The organism is Mycolicibacterium obuense, assembly GCF_055397605.1.
Window position 1 is genome coordinate 3460878 of the sequence record NZ_AP043663.1, and the last position, 17243, is coordinate 3478120.

General features: G+C 68.9%; 17 protein-coding genes. 5 read left to right on the plus strand and 12 right to left on the minus strand.

Annotated features, from left to right (window positions below; translation table 11 throughout):
* Window positions 1-13 precede the first annotated feature (13 nt).
* Together dnaG and ACZ50N_RS16440 are read right to left on the minus strand one after the other, a co-directional pair.
* On the minus strand, window positions 14-1960 hold the full coding sequence (dnaG, locus tag ACZ50N_RS16435) for a DNA primase (RefSeq protein WP_277242621.1): 1947 nt from the start codon (window positions 1958-1960) through the stop codon (window positions 14-16).
* Window positions 1961-1964: 4 nt separating this feature from the next.
* Complete coding sequence (locus ACZ50N_RS16440) at window positions 1965-3233, minus strand: deoxyguanosinetriphosphate triphosphohydrolase (RefSeq protein ID WP_046366749.1); 1269 nt, start codon at window positions 3231-3233, stop codon at window positions 1965-1967.
* A 42-nt stretch (window positions 3234-3275) separates the two neighbouring features.
* Here ACZ50N_RS16440 and ACZ50N_RS16445 point away from each other — a divergent pair, with 42 nt between their 5' ends.
* Both ACZ50N_RS16445 and ACZ50N_RS16450 read left to right on the plus strand, forming a co-directional pair.
* Window positions 3276-5261: a TPM domain-containing protein gene (locus ACZ50N_RS16445; protein WP_464473320.1), complete on the plus strand. Its 1986-nt coding sequence runs from the start codon at window positions 3276-3278 to the stop codon at window positions 5259-5261.
* 144 nt (window positions 5262-5405) lie between these two features.
* Window positions 5406-6287, plus strand: a complete 882-nt coding sequence (locus ACZ50N_RS16450) for a type IV toxin-antitoxin system AbiEi family antitoxin (RefSeq protein ID WP_046366636.1) — start codon at window positions 5406-5408, stop codon at window positions 6285-6287.
* Window positions 6288-6377: 90 nt separating this feature from the next.
* On the opposite strand, the gene ACZ50N_RS16455 is transcribed toward ACZ50N_RS16450, so the two are convergent.
* Complete coding sequence (locus ACZ50N_RS16455) at window positions 6378-7766, minus strand: glycine--tRNA ligase (RefSeq protein ID WP_464473321.1); 1389 nt, start codon at window positions 7764-7766, stop codon at window positions 6378-6380.
* Between the two features lie 87 nt (window positions 7767-7853).
* Between ACZ50N_RS16455 and ACZ50N_RS16460 the strand changes: the two genes are divergently transcribed.
* Together ACZ50N_RS16460 and ACZ50N_RS16465 are read left to right on the plus strand one after the other, a co-directional pair.
* Window positions 7854-8219 (plus strand): ArsR/SmtB family transcription factor, encoded by a 366-nt coding sequence (locus ACZ50N_RS16460; protein WP_046366634.1) that lies wholly within the window; start codon window positions 7854-7856, stop codon window positions 8217-8219.
* Window positions 8216-8614 (plus strand): Fur family transcriptional regulator, encoded by a 399-nt coding sequence (locus tag ACZ50N_RS16465; RefSeq protein WP_046366633.1) that lies wholly within the window; start codon window positions 8216-8218, stop codon window positions 8612-8614. The genes ACZ50N_RS16460 and ACZ50N_RS16465 overlap by 4 nt, the downstream gene beginning before the upstream one ends.
* Here ACZ50N_RS16465 and ACZ50N_RS16470 read toward each other — a convergent pair.
* The 4 genes from ACZ50N_RS16470 to recO are packed head-to-tail and all read right to left on the minus strand — an operon-like array spanning window position 8611 to window position 10870.
* The gene (locus ACZ50N_RS16470) at window positions 8611-8796 is read right to left on the minus strand and encodes a hypothetical protein (protein ID WP_073685469.1); all 186 of its coding nucleotides are present in this window, start codon (window positions 8794-8796) and stop codon (window positions 8611-8613) included. The genes ACZ50N_RS16465 and ACZ50N_RS16470 overlap by 4 nt on opposite strands.
* 10 nt (window positions 8797-8806) lie before the next feature.
* Window positions 8807-9217, minus strand: a complete 411-nt coding sequence (locus ACZ50N_RS16475; RefSeq protein WP_048422832.1) for a hypothetical protein — start codon at window positions 9215-9217, stop codon at window positions 8807-8809.
* Window positions 9217-10101 (minus strand): decaprenyl diphosphate synthase, encoded by an 885-nt coding sequence (locus ACZ50N_RS16480; protein ID WP_048422831.1) that lies wholly within the window; start codon window positions 10099-10101, stop codon window positions 9217-9219. The genes ACZ50N_RS16475 and ACZ50N_RS16480 overlap by 1 nt, the downstream gene beginning before the upstream one ends.
* Window positions 10046-10870 (minus strand): DNA repair protein RecO, encoded by an 825-nt coding sequence (recO, locus tag ACZ50N_RS16485; RefSeq protein WP_133413908.1) that lies wholly within the window; start codon window positions 10868-10870, stop codon window positions 10046-10048. Before recO ends, ACZ50N_RS16480 begins: the two co-directional genes overlap by 56 nt.
* A 63-nt stretch (window positions 10871-10933) precedes the next feature.
* Here recO and ACZ50N_RS16490 point away from each other — a divergent pair, with 63 nt between their 5' ends.
* The gene (locus ACZ50N_RS16490) at window positions 10934-12433 is read left to right on the plus strand and encodes an amidase (RefSeq protein ID WP_048422882.1); all 1500 of its coding nucleotides are present in this window, start codon (window positions 10934-10936) and stop codon (window positions 12431-12433) included.
* A gap of 4 nt (window positions 12434-12437) precedes the next feature.
* Here ACZ50N_RS16490 and ACZ50N_RS16495 read toward each other — a convergent pair whose 3' ends face one another.
* The 5 genes from ACZ50N_RS16495 to ACZ50N_RS16515 are packed head-to-tail and all read right to left on the minus strand — an operon-like array spanning window position 12438 to window position 17166.
* Window positions 12438-13103 carry a YoaK family protein gene (locus ACZ50N_RS16495; protein ID WP_236694161.1) on the minus strand — a complete coding sequence of 222 codons (666 nt, stop codon included), beginning with the start codon at window positions 13101-13103 and terminating at the stop codon, window positions 12438-12440.
* On the minus strand, window positions 13100-14695 hold the full coding sequence (locus tag ACZ50N_RS16500) for a gamma-glutamyltransferase family protein (protein ID WP_464473322.1): 1596 nt from the start codon (window positions 14693-14695) through the stop codon (window positions 13100-13102). The genes ACZ50N_RS16495 and ACZ50N_RS16500 overlap by 4 nt, the downstream gene beginning before the upstream one ends.
* Window positions 14696-14704: 9 nt before the next feature.
* The gene (locus ACZ50N_RS16505) at window positions 14705-15469 is read right to left on the minus strand and encodes an amino acid ABC transporter ATP-binding protein (protein WP_046363785.1); all 765 of its coding nucleotides are present in this window, start codon (window positions 15467-15469) and stop codon (window positions 14705-14707) included.
* On the minus strand, window positions 15466-16266 hold the full coding sequence (locus ACZ50N_RS16510) for an amino acid ABC transporter permease (protein WP_046363784.1): 801 nt from the start codon (window positions 16264-16266) through the stop codon (window positions 15466-15468). The genes ACZ50N_RS16505 and ACZ50N_RS16510 overlap by 4 nt, the downstream gene beginning before the upstream one ends.
* 6 nt (window positions 16267-16272) lie before the next feature.
* Window positions 16273-17166: an ABC transporter substrate-binding protein gene (locus ACZ50N_RS16515; RefSeq protein ID WP_236694160.1), complete on the minus strand. Its 894-nt coding sequence runs from the start codon at window positions 17164-17166 to the stop codon at window positions 16273-16275.
* Window positions 17167-17243: the final 77 nt, after the last annotated feature.

A 17243-nucleotide genomic window follows, 5' to 3' on the forward strand; every position in this document is an offset into this window, starting at 1 on the left:
CCGGCGCGCCCGATCATGCAGTCAGGTCGTTACCACTTGCTTGTTCGAGCAGGCTGCGCCGGTAGGCCTCCATCGCGACCAGGTCCCCGAACAGCGCGTGATACTCGTCGCCCTGCTCGACCGGCGACATCCGCTGCAGTTTCGATTTGACCTCGGCGATCTGGCGGCCGATCCACACTTCCTGCAGCCGAGCCAGCACGCTCCCGATGTAGCGGGGCAGCCGCTCGTCGTCGGCGTTGATCGCCTCCACCCCGAGCTCGTTGACCAGGTTCGCCGCTGCCGGACTGGCTGCGTGTTCGCGGACAGCTTCGATCCACTGGGCCCCGGTCAGACCACCCGCGGTGCCACCCGCAGCCTCGATCGCGGCCCGCACCGCGGTGTACCCGGGATGGGTGAAACTCTCCGCGGCCAGCGAGTCGAACACCGGACCGGCCAGCGCCGGATACTGCAGTGCGGATTTGAGGGCCTCGCGCTGCGGCCACAGCGTCGGATCGGCCGGGTTAGGCCGGGTGGCGCCGTCGGCCGGGCGTGGCCGGCTCGCAGCCGCCGGCTCAGCCGTCGTCGCTGCGCGGCGGCGCGACCGGTCCGGCATCCCCCGCTTGGCGGCTTCCTCGCGCACCCGGCCGAGCACCTGCGCCTCGTCGAGCCACCCGGTCCAGCCCGCCAACCGCCGCGCGTACTCGTCTCGCAGCGCGTAGTCCCGGATGCGGGCGACCAGCGGCACGCACCGGCGCAGGGCGTCGACCTGCGCCTGCGGATCGTTGTCGAGCACGTCCCCCGCCGGGATCAGGCTGCGGACCGCGAACTCGAACATCGGGATGCGCCGAGCCACCAGATCACGCAGCGCCGCGTCGCCGGATTTCAACCGCAGATCGCAGGGGTCCATCCCGTCGGAAGCCACTGCGACGAAGGACTTTCCGGACACCTGCTGATCCCCGTCGAAGGCCTTCAGCGCGGCCGCCTGCCCCGCCGCGTCCCCGTCGAAGACGAAGATCAACTCGCCGCGATACCAGTTGTCGTCCATCATCAACCGGCGCAGCAGCCCCAGATGGCCGTCGCCGAAGGCTGTGCCGCACGACGCGACCGCGGTGGTCTCCCCCGCCAGATGCATGGCCATCACATCGGTGTAGCCCTCGACGACGACGGCGCGATGCGCCTTCGCGATGTCCCGCTTGGCCAGGTCGAGCCCGAACAGCACGCCTGACTTCTTGTACAGCACGGTTTCGGGGGTGTTGACGTACTTGGCTTCCATCTGGTCGTCGTCGAAGATCCGACGCGCCCCGAAGCCGATCACCTCCCCGCCGCCGGCGCGGATGGGCCACAGCAGCCGGCGGTGGAACCGATCCATCGGGCCGCGGCGACCCTCCCGCGACAGACCCGCGGCCTCGAGTTCCTTGAACTCGAAGCCCTTGCGCAGCAGATGCTTGGTCAGCGTGTCCCAGCCCGACGGGGCGAAGCCACAGCCGAACCTGGCGGCGGCCTCGGCGTCGAAGTTGCGGTCGATGAGATACTGGCGGGCCGGTGCGGCTTCAGCGCTCTGCAGCGCCTCGGCGTAGAACTCCTGCGCGGCCGAGTTGGCGGCCAGCAGCCTGCTGCGGCTCCCCCGGTCGCGTTGCACGTTGGTCGTCGACGCGCCGGTGTAGGTGACGGTGTAGCCGATCCGGTCGGCGAGCAGTTCGACGGCCTCGACGAAGCTGACATGCTCGATCTTCTGCAGGAACGCGTAGACGTCGCCGCCCTCACCACAGCCGAAGCAATGGAAATGCCCGTGATTGGGGCGGACGTGGAACGACGGCGACTTCTCGTCGTGGAAGGGGCACAAACCCTTGAGCGAGTCCGCACCGGCGCGGCGCAACTGCACGTAGTCACCGACGACGTCGTCGATGTTGACGCGCTCCCGGATGGCGGCGATGTCGCGATCGGGGATCCTGCCCCGTCCCCGCGTACCGTCGCCCGCCACGCGGTCAGTCTAGAGGGCGCGGGGTCCGGGCTTCGTGCACTCGTTCCAACCGTCCTTCGGTGTACGAGGCGATCTGGTCGACCACCACCCGCAGCCGCGCACCGTCGTCGTCGGCGGCGACGAACTCGGCGGCGAACTGCGGGTCGAGGCTGCCCGGGGCCTGCCCCCACAACGCCAACGCGACCTCCTGGATCAGGATGCGCTGATCGGACTGGATCTGCAGATGCCGGTGGTCCGACATGATGAATTGGAGTGCAAGGGTCTTCAGCAGCACCACCTCGGCGCGCACCAGGACAGGCACCTCGAGATCTGCGGAGAAGCGCTGCAGCGGACCAGGCCCCGCCGTCGCCGTCGTGGCCGTGACGGCCGCATTCGCGAACCGGCCGACCAGCTCGCTGGTCAGGGTCTTCAGCGCCACCGACGCGCCCAGAGTGCCGTCGAACTTGCCGACCGCCGCCACCACCGGGACCCGGGACAGCCGCTCGGCGGCGGCCATCAGGTCGTCCGGCGTCAGCGCCGGGAAGGACCCCGCGCCCACATGGGCCAGCGACGCGGCGGCATCGGGGTCGGCCAGCACACGCAGGTCGATACGCCCGCTCATCACCCCGTCCTCGACGTCGTGCACCGAGTACGCGACATCGTCGGCCCAGTCCATCACCTGGGCCTCCAGGCACGGCCGCTCGGCAGGCGCCCCGGCTCGCACCCACTCCGCGGCGGCCATGTCGTCGCCGTAGAAACCGAACTTGCGGCGCTCCCCGATCCGCGGCCACGGATACTTGGTGACCGCGTCGAGGGACGCGCGGGTCAGGTTGAGGCCGGCGCTGCGCCCCTGTGCGTCAAGGACTTTGGGCTCCAGCCGAGTCAGGATCCGGAAGTTCTGCGCGTTGCCCTCGAAACCCCCGAACGTCTTGGTGATCTCGTCGAGGGCGCGTTCGCCGTTGTGCCCGTACGGCGGATGACCGATGTCGTGGGCCAGCCCCGCGAGATCGACCAGGTCGGGGTCACAGCCGAGTTCGATCGCCATCCCGCGGCCGATCTGCGCCACTTCCAGTGAGTGGGTCAGCCGGGTGCGCGGCGTCTCTCCCTCGCGGGGACCCACCACCTGGGTCTTGTCGGCCAGCCGGCGCAGCGCAGCGCAGTGCAGAACGCGGGCGCGGTCGCGGGCGAAATCCGAGCGGTGCTCGGAGTCGGTTCCGGGCAGCGCGGCGCTCTTCGCGGGCTCGGCTACCCGCCGCTCCCGGTCCGCCGCGTCGTAGCGTTCTGTTCGGTTCACCGGGCCACAGTCTGCCAGCCCTGCGAGCACTAGATTGAGGGCATGCGCATTGCTCGTTCGCTCGGCCTGCTCGCCGTCCTGTGGATCGCGGCGGGCCTGCTGGCGCCGGCGGCGAGCGCCACCGCACCGCTGCGCCTGCCGACCTACCTGACCGATCAGGCCGGCGCGCTCGATCCCGCGCAGACGACGCAGGTGCAGAACGCGATCGACCGGCTCTACAACGATCGGCGGATCCGGCTGTGGGTGGTCTACGTCGACAACTTCTCGGGTCAGGACGCGCAGAGCTGGGCACAGGCGACCTACCGACAGAGTGATCTGGGAAGTTCCGACGCGATTCTTGCGGTGGCCACCGTAGACCGGGCCTACGCGCTGCTCGCCCCGACCGAGGCGGTAGGCAGCGTGGACGTCGACACGCTGCGCCGCAACGACGTCGAACCGCTGCTGCGCACACAGGACTGGGCCGGTGCTGCGGTGGCCGCCGCGAACGGGCTCGCCGCCAGCGGCACCTCCGGCAGCAGCTGGCTGGGCCTGGTGATCGCGCTGGGCGTCATCGCGCTGGGCGTCGTGATCCTCGTGCTGTGGCAGCGCAGGCGGCGGGCGAAGCGTCGCGAGGCCGAGATCGCCGCCGCGCAGCGCGTCGACCCGTCCGATCCGGCGGCGCTCGCCGGTGTCTCGCTGGAGGCACTCGACGACCTGTCTCGCCGCATCGTGGTCGAGGTCGACAACGCCGTGCGCACCAGCGAGAGCGAATTGGCGCTCGCCGTGGAGGAATTCGGCGAGCAGGACACCGCCGCGTTCACGGCTGCGGTGGCCGCGGCCAAGACCACGCTGGCGCAGGCGCTCAACGTGCGCCACATCCTCGACGACGCCATCCCCGAGACGCCCCAGCAGCAGCGCGATCTACTGACTCGCGTCGTCGTCGCCGCCGCCAAGGCCGACCGCGAACTCGAAGCCCAGCGCGAGGCGTTTGCACAGCTGCGCGATCTGGTGATCAACGCCCCCAGCCGGCTCGATACCCTCACCCAGCAGGTGGTCGATCTGACCGCGCGCATCGAGCCGGCGAACCAGACCCTGACCGGACTGAAAACCCAATTCGCCGAGACCGCGCTGGCGTCGGTGGCCGACAACATCGACGAGGCACGACAGCGGCTGACCTTCGCCGAACAGAACATCGACTCGGGGCGCGCCCTGGTCGCCCGGCCCGCGGACCGGCAGGGCGGGCTCGTCGATGCGATACACGCCGCCGAGGCCGCACTGGGCCAGGCGCGCACACTGCTCGATGCGGTCGACAGCGCAGCCACCGACATCAACCGGGCGGTGGCGGGTCTGCCCGCCGCGATCGCCGATGCGCAGAACGGCATCACGGCTGCAGGAACCCAACTGGCGCAAGGCAACATCGCTGTCGCCACCCAGCTCGGTGCCGCCCGCGACGCGGCGGTGGCGGCGGTGGCGCACGCGCAGAGTGACGGCGCCAGTGATCCCCTGGGCACGTTCACCCGGCTCACCCAGGCCGACGCCGAACTCGACCGGTTGCTCGCCGACGTCGCCGAGGAGCGGGAGACCATCGCGCGCTTGACGCGGACCTACGATCAGGCACTGTTCACGGCGCAGTCGCGGGTGCGGGCGGTGTCGGACTACATCGACACCCGGCGCGGCGTCATCGGCCCCGAAGCGCGCACCCGGCTGTCGGAGGCGGTGCGGCAACTGCAAGCGGCGCAGGACAAGCGAGCCGGCAACCTGAACGAGGCCATCGCGCATGCGAACGGGGCGGCGATGCTCGCCGCGCAGGCACAGCAGTTGGCGAACAACGATGTGCTGGCCGCGCAGCAACATTTCAACGGGCCCTACGGCGGCGGTGGCAGCGGTGGCCAGATGGGCGCGGTGATCGGCGGCATCATCCTGGGCAACGTGCTCTCCGGGGCGATGCGCGGCGGCTTCGGCGGCGGCGGGTTTGGCGGCGGTTTTGGAGGCGGCGGGGGTTTTGGCGGCGGCGGGGGCGGCATGAGCGGCGGCGGCGGCCGCTTCTGACCCTGCCGAGCGTGCGTGTCTGCACCCGACACTCCGGGTTCTGAGCCAACTTCGCGCACGCTCGTCATCCCCAACCCGGCGTTCATCCCCAGAAGACGCGAATGGTGCATCACCCCTCCCGCTGGCGGGGACACGATCGTCGCCATGTCACTGGAAGTTCTGTTCACTGCTCAAGGCGGCGTGGCCACGTCCGCGCAACTGCTCGAGCATCTCAGTCGCAGTCGATTGGACCGCGACATCCGCGGAGGTCACCTGATCAAGGTGTGGCCGGGTGTCTACAGCCGCAACGAACCCGACACCATCCTGAGACTGCGCGGCCTCGACCTTCGCGCCGGAGCACCTGTCGCGATCTGCCTGAACACCGCTGCCGCGGCCTACGGCTTCGATATTCAGGACACCGGCGACCTGCACGTACTCACGCCGCCAGGACACCAGCTGCGGAACTCCGACGGCCTCATCGTGCATCGGCGACACGGCGCTCCACTCACGATCGTCGACGGACGCTATGCGACGACGCCTGCGTGGACGGCCGTCGAGGTGGCCAGGTCACTTCGCCGGCCGCGTGCGCTGGCCACGCTCGACGCCGCGCTGCGTACAGGCACCTGCGATCGCCGCCAGCTCATCACGGCGGCGGCACGACAGTCGGGCCGCCGCGGCATCGTCGCGGTGCGCGACCTCATTCCGCTGGCCGACCCGCGGGCCGAGTCCCCAATGGAAAGCGAAGTGCGTCTGGTGGTGCACGACAGCGGCTTGCCGACTCCGGAACTGCAGTACGAGATCGTCGACCTCCACGGCCGAACGTGGCGACTGGATTTCGCCTGGCCCGATCAGTGCGTCGCGGTCGAGTACGACGGCTTCGACTGGCACAGCGATCGCGATCAGTTCCAGCGGGACAGGCAGAAACGCGCCGCGTTGAACGAGATGAGGTGGACGCTGATCTCGGTGGTGTTCGACGATGTCCGGGAACACCCGGCAGCGATGCTGCGGCGCATAGACACCGCGCTGGAGCGCGCCCAGGCGGCGTGAGCGTGCGTGTTGTTCACGAAGATGCCGGTGTGTCGGCTGCAGACACGCTCCCCCGCAAGCGGGAGGTACCCCCAGCTCGCGGGAAGAGCGTCAGCAGCCCTTGAGGCGGACGGCCAGGTAGTCCGACACCCCGGACAGCGCCACCCGTTCCTGCGTCATGGCGTCCCGCTCACGGATCGTCACAGCGTGGTCTTCCAACGAGTCGAAGTCGACGGTCACGCAGTAGGGGGTGCCGATCTCGTCCTGACGGCGATAGCGGCGGCCGATGGCGCCCGCGTCGTCGAATTCGACGTTCCACGAACGCCGCAACTCGGCGGCCAGATCCCGCGCTTTGGGCGAGAGATCCGCGTGCCGCGACAGCGGCAACACCGCCACCTTGACCGGCGCCAACCGCGGGTCCAGCCGCAGCACCGTGCGCTTGTCGACACCGCCCTTGGCGTTGGGCGCCTCGTCCTCGGTGTAGGCGTCGACGAGGAACGCCATCAGCGAGCGGGTCAGACCGGCTGCCGGCTCGATGACGTACGGCGTGTACCGGGTGTCGCTGGCCTGGTCGTAGAACGTCAGATCTGCACCGGAATGCTGTGCGTGCGTGGACAAGTCGAAATCAGTCCGATTCGCCACGCCTTCGAGCTCGCCCCACGGGTTGCCCGAGAACCCGAACTTGTACTCGATGTCTGTGGTGCCGGCGCTGTAGTGCGACAGCTTCTCCAGCGGGTGCTCGTAGAGGCGCAGGTTCTCCGCCCGGATGCCGAGGTCGATGTACCACTGCAGGCGGGTCTCGATCCAGTACTTGTGCCACTCGGGCGCGGTCGACGGCTCGACGAAGAATTCCATCTCCATCTGTTCGAACTCGCGGGTGCGGAAGATGAAGTTGCCCGGGGTGATCTCGTTACGGAAGCTCTTGCCGATCTGGCCGATACCGAACGGCGGCTTCTTGCGGGCGGTGGTGACAACGTTGGCGAAGTTGACGAAGATGCCCTGGGCGGTCTCCGGCCGCAGATAGTGCAGACCCTCCTCCGACTCGATCGGGCCGAGGTAGGTCTTGAGCATCATGTTGAAGTCGCGCGGCTCGGTCCACTGCCCCTTGGTGCCACAGTCCGGGCAGACGATCTCGCTCATCGGAACGTCGTCGGGCGAGCCGCCCTTCTTGGCCGCGTACGCCTCCTGAAGGTGGTCCTGCCGGTGCCGCTTGTGGCAGTTCATGCACTCCACCAGCGGATCGTTGAACACCTCGACGTGGCCGGAGGCGACCCACACCTGGCGCGGCAGGATGATCGCGGAATCCAGCCCCACAACATCATCTCGAGCCGTCACGACAGATTTCCACCACTGCCGCTTGATGTTCTCCTTGAGCTCGACGCCGAGCGGGCCGTAGTCCCATGCCGACTTGGTCCCGCCGTAGATCTCACCGGACTGGAAGACCAGACCGCGCCGCTTGGCCAGGTTTGCAACAGTGTCGATGATCGAAGTCGGAGCCACGGGTTCACAGCGTAGCGAGGTCGGGACCCCGCCTTGCGCGACGGGATCCGATTGACATGCACGGGTCTGCATGTATCGTGGGGCCTAATGAAAACCGTTTCCAGTATCGGTGGTGAGCAGCACGACCACACCGGCACCCCACCTTCCGATCTGCCGTCCCGGGCGGTCCTCGACACGGCCGGGGATCTGCTGCGGGCGCTGGCCGCTCCGGTCCGTATCGCGATCGTGCTGCAACTGCACCGAGAAGCTCGATGCGTCCACGAGCTGGTCGACGCGCTCGATGTGCCGCAGCCGTTGGTGAGCCAGCACTTGCGCATCCTGAAGTCTGCCGGCGTGGTCGCCGGCGAACGGTCCGGCCGCGAGGTGCTCTACCGCCTCGTCGACGACCATCTCGCCGAGATCGTCGTCGCCGCCGTCACGCACGCGGCCGAAGACGAGGAGCAGGCACCGTGACCGGCGCCGTTCGCTCGACGCGCCAGCGCGCCGCCTTGGCCGCCCTGCTGGAGAACCTCGACGACTTCCGATCGGCGCAGGAGCTGCACGATGAACTCCGCAAACGGGGCGAGGGCGTCGGCTTGACCACGGTCTACCGCACGCTGCAGCAGATGGCCGCCGCAGGCGCGGTCGACACGTTGCGCACCGACACCGGCGAATCGGTGTACCGCTTGTGCTCGCAGCACCACCACCATCACCTCGTGTGCCGGGAGTGCGGTTCCACCGTGGAGATCTCCGCGGGCGAGGTCGAGACGTGGGCGGCCGAGATCGCGCGCAACCACGGCTTCTCCGATGTCACCCACACGATCGAGATCTTCGGGGTGTGCGACCGCTGCCGGGCCGCCCGTCGCTAACCGCGGCGGCGCCACCCGAGGACGGCAATCACGATCCCGACCAGCGCGATGATCGGACCGAGCACCGACCACGTGGTGGTGTTGGTCATCGGGCTGCCGCCCACCACGCCGATCCCCTGCAGGAAGAACAGGGTGCCGAACAGCGCGACGACGACGCCGACGAAGAGCAGAACTATGCGCACAGAGGCGACACTAGGCCACGAGCGCGCGCCGGACGTCGGCGCCGGTGGCCAGCACCATCAGGATCAGCGTGCGCAGCGCGTCGTCGGTCAGCCCGGCCGCCGGGAAGTTGTAGCGCAGCAGCACGTCCCCGGTCTTGCGCGCGCCGCCCGCGCCCTTCGCGCCGATCTTCTCGACCAGCGACACCGTGCCGAGCAGCGTGTCCTGGGCATGCTTGGCGACCTCGGCCCGCACCGCGGCGGTCAGCGGCAGATCCCAGGCCAGCACCTGCGTCAGGGACACCAGCTCGAGACCCTCGGCGATCGTCACCACCCGCAGCGATGCGAACGTCTGCTCGTGCGGCACGGTGACCGCGCCGTCGTCCTCGCGCTGCACCGGCAGGACGTCCGCCAACACCACCGGGAGCCGCTCGACGAGCTCCATCAGGCTCTGCCGAAGCGTCGGTTGCGCTGGACGTACTCCTCACACGCCGCCCACAGGTCGCGGCGGTCGTAGTCGGGCCACAACTTCTCCTGGAACACGTACTCGGCGTAGGCGGCCTGCCACAGCAGGAAGTTGCTGGCCCGCTGCTCCCCCGAGGTGCGGATGAACAGGTCGACGTCGGGGATGTCGGCGCGGTGCAGATGCTTGGCGAAGCCGGCCTCGGTGATCCGGCTCGGATTGATCTTGCCGTCCACCGCTTCCTGGGCCAGTTGACGAGCGGCTTCGACGATCTCGGTCCGCCCGCCGTAGTTGACGCAGTAGTTGATCGTGATGACGTCGTTGTCGACGGTCATCTCCTCGGCGATGTCGAACTCCTTGATCACGCTGCGCCACATCCGGGGCCTCGACCCCACCCAGCGCATGCGCACGCCCATGTCGTTGAGGTTCTCCCGGCGACGCCGCACCACCTCGCGGTTGAAGCCCATGAGGAAGCGGACTTCTTCGGTGCTGCGCTTCCAGTTCTCGGTGGAGAACGCGTACACGGTGAGGTGCTTGATGCCCAGCTCGATCGCACCGCAGGTGATGTCGATCAGCACCGCTTCGCCCATCTTGTGGCCTTCGGTGCGGCCCAGTCCACGTTGGGTGGCCCACCGGCCGTTGCCGTCCATCACCACCGCGACGTGCTGGGGCACCTGGTCGGCCGGGATCTGCGGGGCGGCCTCCTTGGACGTGTGTTGCGGAGGGCGGGCGAACTTGCCGTTGGTGCGGGGCGGCAATTCGGGGAAGACCACCGGCCAGGAGGACTTGTCCGGAAACGTCGGATAGTCCTCAGGCGCCGGGGGCAGCTGTGGGTAGCTGTTCTTCCCCGCTCGCTTGCTTGCCATGCGCCATATCCTGCCTGATGGTCTGCCCGCTCTTTCTGTCCACCCGCTCCACGAGGGGCAGTGTTCGCAACTGTCTCTCCAGATGCCACTGCAGGTGCGCTGCCACCAGTCCGCTGGCCTGGCTGCGGTGCGCCGCGGTGGAGGTCTGCGCGTGCTCCCAGTCGCCCTCGTAGAGGGCGGCCATCAGATCCAGCACACCCTGGGGCGGCGTGACCGAACCCGACGGCCGGCAGTGCACGCACACGCTGCCGCCTGCACCGACGTGGAAGGCCCGGTGCGGACCCGGCGTGGCGCACCGGGCGCATTCGGTCAGTGCCGGCGCCCACCCGGCGACGCCCATCGCGCGCAGCAGATAGGCGTCGAGCACGAGGTCGCGCGGCCGGGCCCCGTCGGCGACCGCACGCAGGGCGGCGACGGTGAGGCGATGCAGCGCGGGCACCGGCGCGTGCTCCTCACCGGCGATCCGCTCAGCCGTCTCGAGCATCGCGCACGCGCAGGTGTAGCGGCCGTAGTCACTGACGATGTCGGAGGCGAACGCGTCGATCGCCTGCACCTGGGTGACGATGTCGAGATTGCGGCCGGGATAGAGCTGAACGTCGATGTGCGCGAACGGTTCCAACCGCGCCCCGAACTTACTGCGGGTGCGCCGCACCCCCTTGGCCACCGCGCGTACCAGCCCGTGATCGCGCGTGAGCAGGCTCACGATGCGATCGGCTTCCCCGAGCTTGTGCTGACGGAGCACCACCGCTCGGTCCCGGTACAGACGCATCCGACCAGTCTTCCACTGTTCGGGATGGATATCGGGTTCGCAGCGCCGATACTCTGGTCACTGATGGTCGCACCTCCCGCCCCCGGTACTCGATTTCCCACTCTCGGCAATCAGCTCTTCGCGCTTGCCAGCGGCAGCGTGACGTCGGTCGAGTTGGTGCGGCGCTCCCTCGATGCGATCGAGGCCAGCCAACCGACCCTGAACGCCTTCCGGGTGGTGCTGCGCGAGTCCGCGCTCGCCGAAGCTGCGGTCGCCGACCGCAAACGTGCTGCGGGACAGGATCATTCGACCCTCCCCCTGCTCGGTATCCCGATCGCCGTCAAGGACGACGTGGACGTCGCCGGCGTGCCGACCCGGTTCGGCGCGGACGGCGACGTCCCCGAGGCCACCGCCGACGCGGAGGTGGTCCGCCGGCTGCGCGCAGCAGGCGCGGTGATCGTCGGCAAGACAAACACCTGCGAACTGGGCCAGTGGCCATTCACCAGCGGGCCCGCGTTCGGGCACACCCGCAATCCGTGGTCCCGCGACCACACCCCGGGCGGTTCGTCGGGCGGCAGCGCAGCGGCCGTCGCGGCCGGCCTGGTCGCGGCCGCGATCGGCTCGGACGGGGCGGGAAGTGTCCGCATCCCCGCCGCGTGGACCCATCTGGTCGGCATCAAACCCCAGCGCGGGCGGATCTCCACCTCCCCGCTGGCCGAGGCGTTCAACGGCATCACCGTCAACGGCGTGCTGGCCCGCACCGTCGGCGACGCCGCGCTGGTGCTGGACGCGGCGTCGGGCAACGCCCCCGGCGACCTGCACACCCCGCCGCCGGTGACGGTGTCCGACCACGTGTCGCGTGCACCCGGGCCGCTGCGCGTGGCGATGTCGACCAAGTTTCCGTTCACGGTCTTCCGGGCCAGCCTGCACCCCGAGATCCGGGCGGCGATGGAATCGGTCGCGCGGCAACTCACCGAACTCGGCCACACGGTCATCGCCGCGGACCCCGACTACGACCTTCGCATGTCGTGGAACTTCCTCGCACGCTCCACCGCGGGGATCCCGCAGTGGATGGACCGGCTGGGGCCGGGCCCCCGCTGGGATCCGCGCACGCGGGCCAACGCGCGGACCGGTCGGGTGCTCTCCGAGCACATCCTGCGCAAGGCCCGCGCCCACGAGGCCGTCACCCGGCAGCGGGTCGGCTGGATCTTCAACATCGCCGACGTGGTGCTCGCCCCGACCACCGCGCTTCCCCCTCCGCGCATCGATGCGTTCGACGGTCTGAGCGGGCTGGCCACCGACCGTGCGATGATCCGGGCGTGCCCGGCCACCTGGCCGTGGAACCTCTTGGGCTGGCCGTCGATCAACGTGCCGGCGGGGTTCACCTCCGACGGGTTGCCGATCGGCGTGCAGTTGATGGGCCCGGCGAACAGCGAACCGTTGCTGGTGTCGTTGGCCGCCGCACTCGAGGCGATCAACGGGTGGGCCACCGCTCAACCCGACAACTGGTGGGACACCCGACTGCCCGCCGAGCCGTCGGCGAGATCGTCTGCTCCGGACTCCGTGGCCGTCGGGGTCGCATGACGCCTCAGTGGGGCACGCGATTCCAGTATCGGTGCCCCACCACCGCGCAGACGAGTACCACCGCCGCGGCCACATAGACCGGCACGCCGACGCCTGCCCTGGTCAGCAACGCGCCCACGAGGGCGCCGGCGAAAATCAGCACGACGGCCCACAGTCGCCGGTGGGCGACCCACCCCAGGCCGCCCGCCAGCAGCGTCTCGCCGGCGAACGACGTGATGGTCGAGGTGACGACGACGGTGGTCATGTCCGGCACGGCGAGGAATCGCGCAATCGCGGCCTGCATTCCCATCACGACAGCGAGCGTTGTCGCACAGGCGATTCCGCCCACCGATCCCCCGGCCGGCGCGGCGATCGTCAACACCGTCGCGACTGCGGCGAGGATGATGACGTTGGTCCACAGGGTCAGGGTGACGACGCGATTCCAGCCGGCTGCTCGACCGCGGGTGAGCAGGCCGGCCACCATCGCGCCCAGGGTGAAGCCGCCCAGTGCGATCAGCGGGCCCGCGACGGGAAGACCCTCCTCCGACGCGATGCCCATCCCGAGGATCACCACGTTGCCGGTCATGTTCCCGGTGAACACCCGGTCCAGACTCAGGTAGCCCACCGCATCGAGCGCGCCCGTCACCGCGGTCAGCGCCAGCATCATGCCGACCCGCAGATGACGGATCACGGGCGAGCCGGAAGACGCACGTGGTGTACGACGGCGGCAGAGCCGTCCGAGCGCGGATCGCTCGCTGCCACCAACGATCCGTCCGCATGGGCGGCAACGACATTCGCCTGACCGCAGGACTCACTGTGGGCCGGCAGCTGCATCACGTCGAGATCCGACTGGGCCATCGCCGCCCGGGCGGATGCGTCGAAGCCGTCCTCGATGGACACCGTGTCGGCACCGGCGAGATGGGTCTGACGCCCGACGATCGCCCGCGGGGCCGCCACCGCATCGGCTGGGGCGGCGCCGTCGAGCATCCGCAGCAGGATCTCGGCGAGGATCTGCGGTTGGCCCTGCCCGCCCATCGTGGCCAGCACGTGCCGGAGCTTACCGTCCTCGGTGGTGAGCGCGGGCATCAGCGTGTGGCGAGGCCGCTTGCGCGGTGCCAACACGTTCGGGGACTCGGGGGTGAGGTCGAAACTCGTTCCGCGGTCGTGGAACAGGATGCCGGTCTGCGGATCGATCAGTCCCGAGCCGAAAGCGTGGTACACGCTCTGGATCAGCGACACGGCGAAGCCCTGCCCGTCGGCCGCCGCCACACCGACCGTGTCGCCCGCGGGCACTGAACCCGTCATGTCGCGAGCGCCCGCGAGCGTCGCACGCGCGCCCACGTCGCCGTGCACGAGGGCGGCGACGTCCACATCGGCCTGTCGAGGGTCCGCCAGATGCGCGGTCCGCAGCAGGTTGGCGTGCCCGAAGATCTGCATCAGTGTCGGCAGGTCGTCGCCGAGAGGTGCACGCACGCCCAGCGTCTCGAGAGCCCGCAGCGCCCGCAGCATCACGAAGCCGTGCGTGTTGGGCGGGCTGGTGCACACCGTCAGGCCGCGGAACTGCACGGACAACGGCTCGGTGACCTCGGCGGCGAAGTCGGCGAAGTCGGCGTCCTGCAGCACCGACCCGCGCGAGCGCAGGTACGCCACCGTGCGCTGCCCCAGCGTTCCGGTGTAGAACTCGTCGGGTCCGCCGAACCGCAACGCGGCGAACGTGTCGGCCAGCGCCTGCTGGCGGAAGATCTCGCCTTCCCTCAGCGACCGACCGCCGGGGCGGAACACTCTGTCGAAGTCGATGATGCCCGCCAGATCGGCGTTCTCGGCATCGTCGAGGTGGGCGGCGACCGACGGGGCCACCGGCACCCCGCTGCGGGCGACTCGTTCGGCCGGTTCGAGCAACCTGCTCCAGCGCAGACGACTACCGAAGCCCCGCAACGCTTCCCACCCGCGCACCCCGCCCGGCACCGTCACCGTGTCCACACCACGGTCGGGCAACCGGTCCCCGTGGACGGCGCGCATCGCGACCGGATCCGCCGCGGCACCGGCCCACCCCGAGGCGTTGACGCACGAGATGGCGCCGTCGGGGGTGCGCACCAGCGCGATGAGATCCCCGCCGAGCGCGACGTTGTGTGGATAGACGACGGTGAGAACCGCAGCGGCGGCGATCGCCGCGTCGATGGCGGTTCCGCCGTCGCGGTACACCTCGGCGGCAGCGTCGGTGGCCAGCCGGTGCGGTGTGGCGACGGCGCCGGTCGACGATGTCGGGCCGCTGGGCGTGGGCACGGAGGACTCCTAGTGAATCGTGGACAGGAACGTGCGCGTGCGTTCGCTGCGGGGGTTGGCGAACAACTCGGCGGGCGCGGCGTCTTCGATGATTCGGCCGGAGTCCATCACCACGATGCGGTCGGCGACATCACGGGCGAAACGCATCTCGTGGGTGACGATGACCATGGTCATCTGCTCTGCGGCCAGCTCGCGCATCACCTGCAGCACTTCGCCGACCATCTCGACGTCGAGCGCGCTGGTCGGCTCATCGAACAGCATGACCTTCGGCCGCATCGCCAGCGCCCGCGCGATCGCGACCCGCTGCTGCTGACCGCCCGACAGCTGGCTGGGTCGCGCCTGCGCCTTGTCGGCCAGACCGACACGTTCGAGCAGGGCGCGCGCATCCTCTGCCGCTTTGGCCTTCGGCTGACCGAGCACGCGCACCGGCCCGTTCCACACGTTCTCCAGTGCGCTCATGTGCGGGAAGAGGTTGAAATGCTGGAAGACGAAGCCGATCTCGCGCCGCCGGCGGGCCAACTCGGCCTTGCCGATCCGACGTCCGCCCGTGCCGTGCGCGATCGACTCGCCGCCGATCAGAACCTCACCGCGCTCCAGCGTCTCGAGGTGATTCAGCGATCGCAGCAGTGTCGTCTTGCCCGCACCTGACGGGCCGATGAGCACCACCACCTCACCGCGCTGCACATCGAGGTTCACATCGTCGAGGACGCGGCGTCCGCCCAGCGAACAGCACGCCGCGCGCACCGATACCACCGGAACCGCCGACTGCGTCATCGCGCCTCCTTGAGCTCGAGCGGCTCGGCCACCGGCGCCCCCGGCCTGCGGGCACCCAGGAGCCGCTGTGTCAGGCTGACCCGCGCCTCGATTCCGAGCTGGCGGGACAGCCGGTTCTCGATCCATGCCTGGATGTAGGTCCACACCGTGGTCAGCGCGAGGTAGTAGATCGCCGCGACGATGAAGATCTCGAACGTGTGGAAGGTGGCGGAGCTGATCGACTGGGTGACGAGGAACATCTCGCTCACACCGATCACCGACAGTACGGACGTGGTCTTCATCAGACCGTTGAAGGAGTTGCCCAGCGGCGGCACCATGACCCGCAACGCCTGCGGCACGATGATCCAGCGCATCAACTTCGTCGTCGTCATACCCAGGGAGGCGGCCGCCTCGAACTGCCCTTTCGCCACCGAATCGAGTCCGGCCCTGATGATCTCGGCGATGTAGGCGCTCTCGTTGATCGTCAACCCGACGATGGCAGCCTGCACCGCGGCCTTGACCGACAGGCCCAGCAGCGAGACGTCGTGGAACTGGTAGAGCCCCACCGCGGCCAGCCCGGTGTAGATGATCACCAGTTGCACCAGAAGGGGCGTGCCGCGGATGACCCAGATGTAGATGCTGGCGCACCACCGGATGACCGCGTACGGGGATCGCCGCATCAGGGCGATGGCCAGTCCGACGACGGTGGCGAGCACCATCGCGACGACCGACACCACGATCGTCAGCGTCAACCCCTCCAGGAACGCATCGCTCGGGGTGAACAGCGATTTCCAGAAGAACTGCCAGTCGAATTGCATCGGCGTCTACTTCTGGATGCTGAGGTCGGACATGCCCCACTCGTCGAGGATCTTGCCGTAGGTGCCGTTGCTCTCCAGTTCGCCGAGCGCCGCGGCAATCGCGTCGTGGAGCGCCGTGTTGCCCTTCAGCGTGGCAGCGCCGATCTTGATCGTGCCGAACGGTGCACCGACCGTCTGGATCTTCGCGCCGGTCTTCGTCTGGTAGTAGCCGAGCGTCTCGGCCGTGTCCATGAACGCGTCGACCTGTCCGTTCTGCAGCTGCTGCAGCGACACGTCGGCCTGATTACTGCGGTTGACGTCGACGGCCGGCTTGCCTGCGGCCGTGCACTTGTCGGACTGCTCCATCGCCAGGGACTCCGCCGTGGTCGCGACGGCGACCATGACCTTCTTGCCGCACAGGCTGTCATCGAGTCCGGTGACGTCGGCAGGCTTCTCCTTGGCCACCGCGATACCCGTGCCCGAATAGACGTAGGGCACGAAGTCGACGACAGCCTCACGTTCGGGCTTGATGTAGAGCTGTGCCATGATCACGTCGCACTGCTTGGCCTGCAACGTCGGAATGACTGCGGCGAAGGAGGATTCGACGAATTGGGGTTTGAGTCCCATCTGTGTGGCGAGCGCCTTGCCCAGGTCCACCTCGCTGCCGACCAACTCCCCGGATTCGTCGTGGTAGACGTTGGGGGGTGTCCCGTCGTTGGGGGCACAGATCTTCAATGTGCCGGCCTGCAGGATGGCGGGCGGCTGGACTTTCGCCGGTCCGGTGGGCTCGGCGGTCGACGAATCATCCGACGAGCAGGCGCCCAGCCCCGCGCTCAGCGAAGCGGCCAGTACGGCGACGAGTGAGCGTTTCCAGCGTGCCATCGGGTCCTCCCAGACATCGTGCCGGGTGGACCACGCCACCCGATCTACCTATCGGACGATAGGACACTATCGATCGATAGGCGATGGATCGGTGAGATCTTTTACCTGGATGTCAC

What these genes read in the sequence shown, in the direction of transcription:
- ACZ50N_RS16510 (WP_046363784.1), bottom strand. Translation starts at nt 16,266, where the DNA reads ATGCAATTCGACTGGCAGTTCTTCTGGAAATCGCTGTTCACCCCGAGC.
- ACZ50N_RS16480 (WP_048422831.1), bottom strand. Translation starts at nt 10,101, where the DNA reads ATGGCAAGCAAGCGAGCGGGGAAGAACAGCTACCCACAGCTGCCCCCG.
- ACZ50N_RS16505 (WP_046363785.1), bottom strand. Translation starts at nt 15,469, where the DNA reads ATGACGCAGTCGGCGGTTCCGGTGGTATCGGTGCGCGCGGCGTGCTGT.
- ACZ50N_RS16475 (WP_048422832.1), bottom strand. Translation starts at nt 9,217, where the DNA reads ATGGAGCTCGTCGAGCGGCTCCCGGTGGTGTTGGCGGACGTCCTGCCG.
- recO (WP_133413908.1), bottom strand. Translation starts at nt 10,870, where the DNA reads ATGCGTCTGTACCGGGACCGAGCGGTGGTGCTCCGTCAGCACAAGCTC.
- ACZ50N_RS16460 (WP_046366634.1), top strand. Translation starts at nt 7,854, where the DNA reads ATGAAAACCGTTTCCAGTATCGGTGGTGAGCAGCACGACCACACCGGC.
- ACZ50N_RS16490 (WP_048422882.1), top strand. Translation starts at nt 10,934, where the DNA reads ATGGTCGCACCTCCCGCCCCCGGTACTCGATTTCCCACTCTCGGCAAT.
- ACZ50N_RS16445 (WP_464473320.1), top strand. Translation starts at nt 3,276, where the DNA reads ATGCGCATTGCTCGTTCGCTCGGCCTGCTCGCCGTCCTGTGGATCGCG.
- ACZ50N_RS16450 (WP_046366636.1), top strand. Translation starts at nt 5,406, where the DNA reads ATGTCACTGGAAGTTCTGTTCACTGCTCAAGGCGGCGTGGCCACGTCC.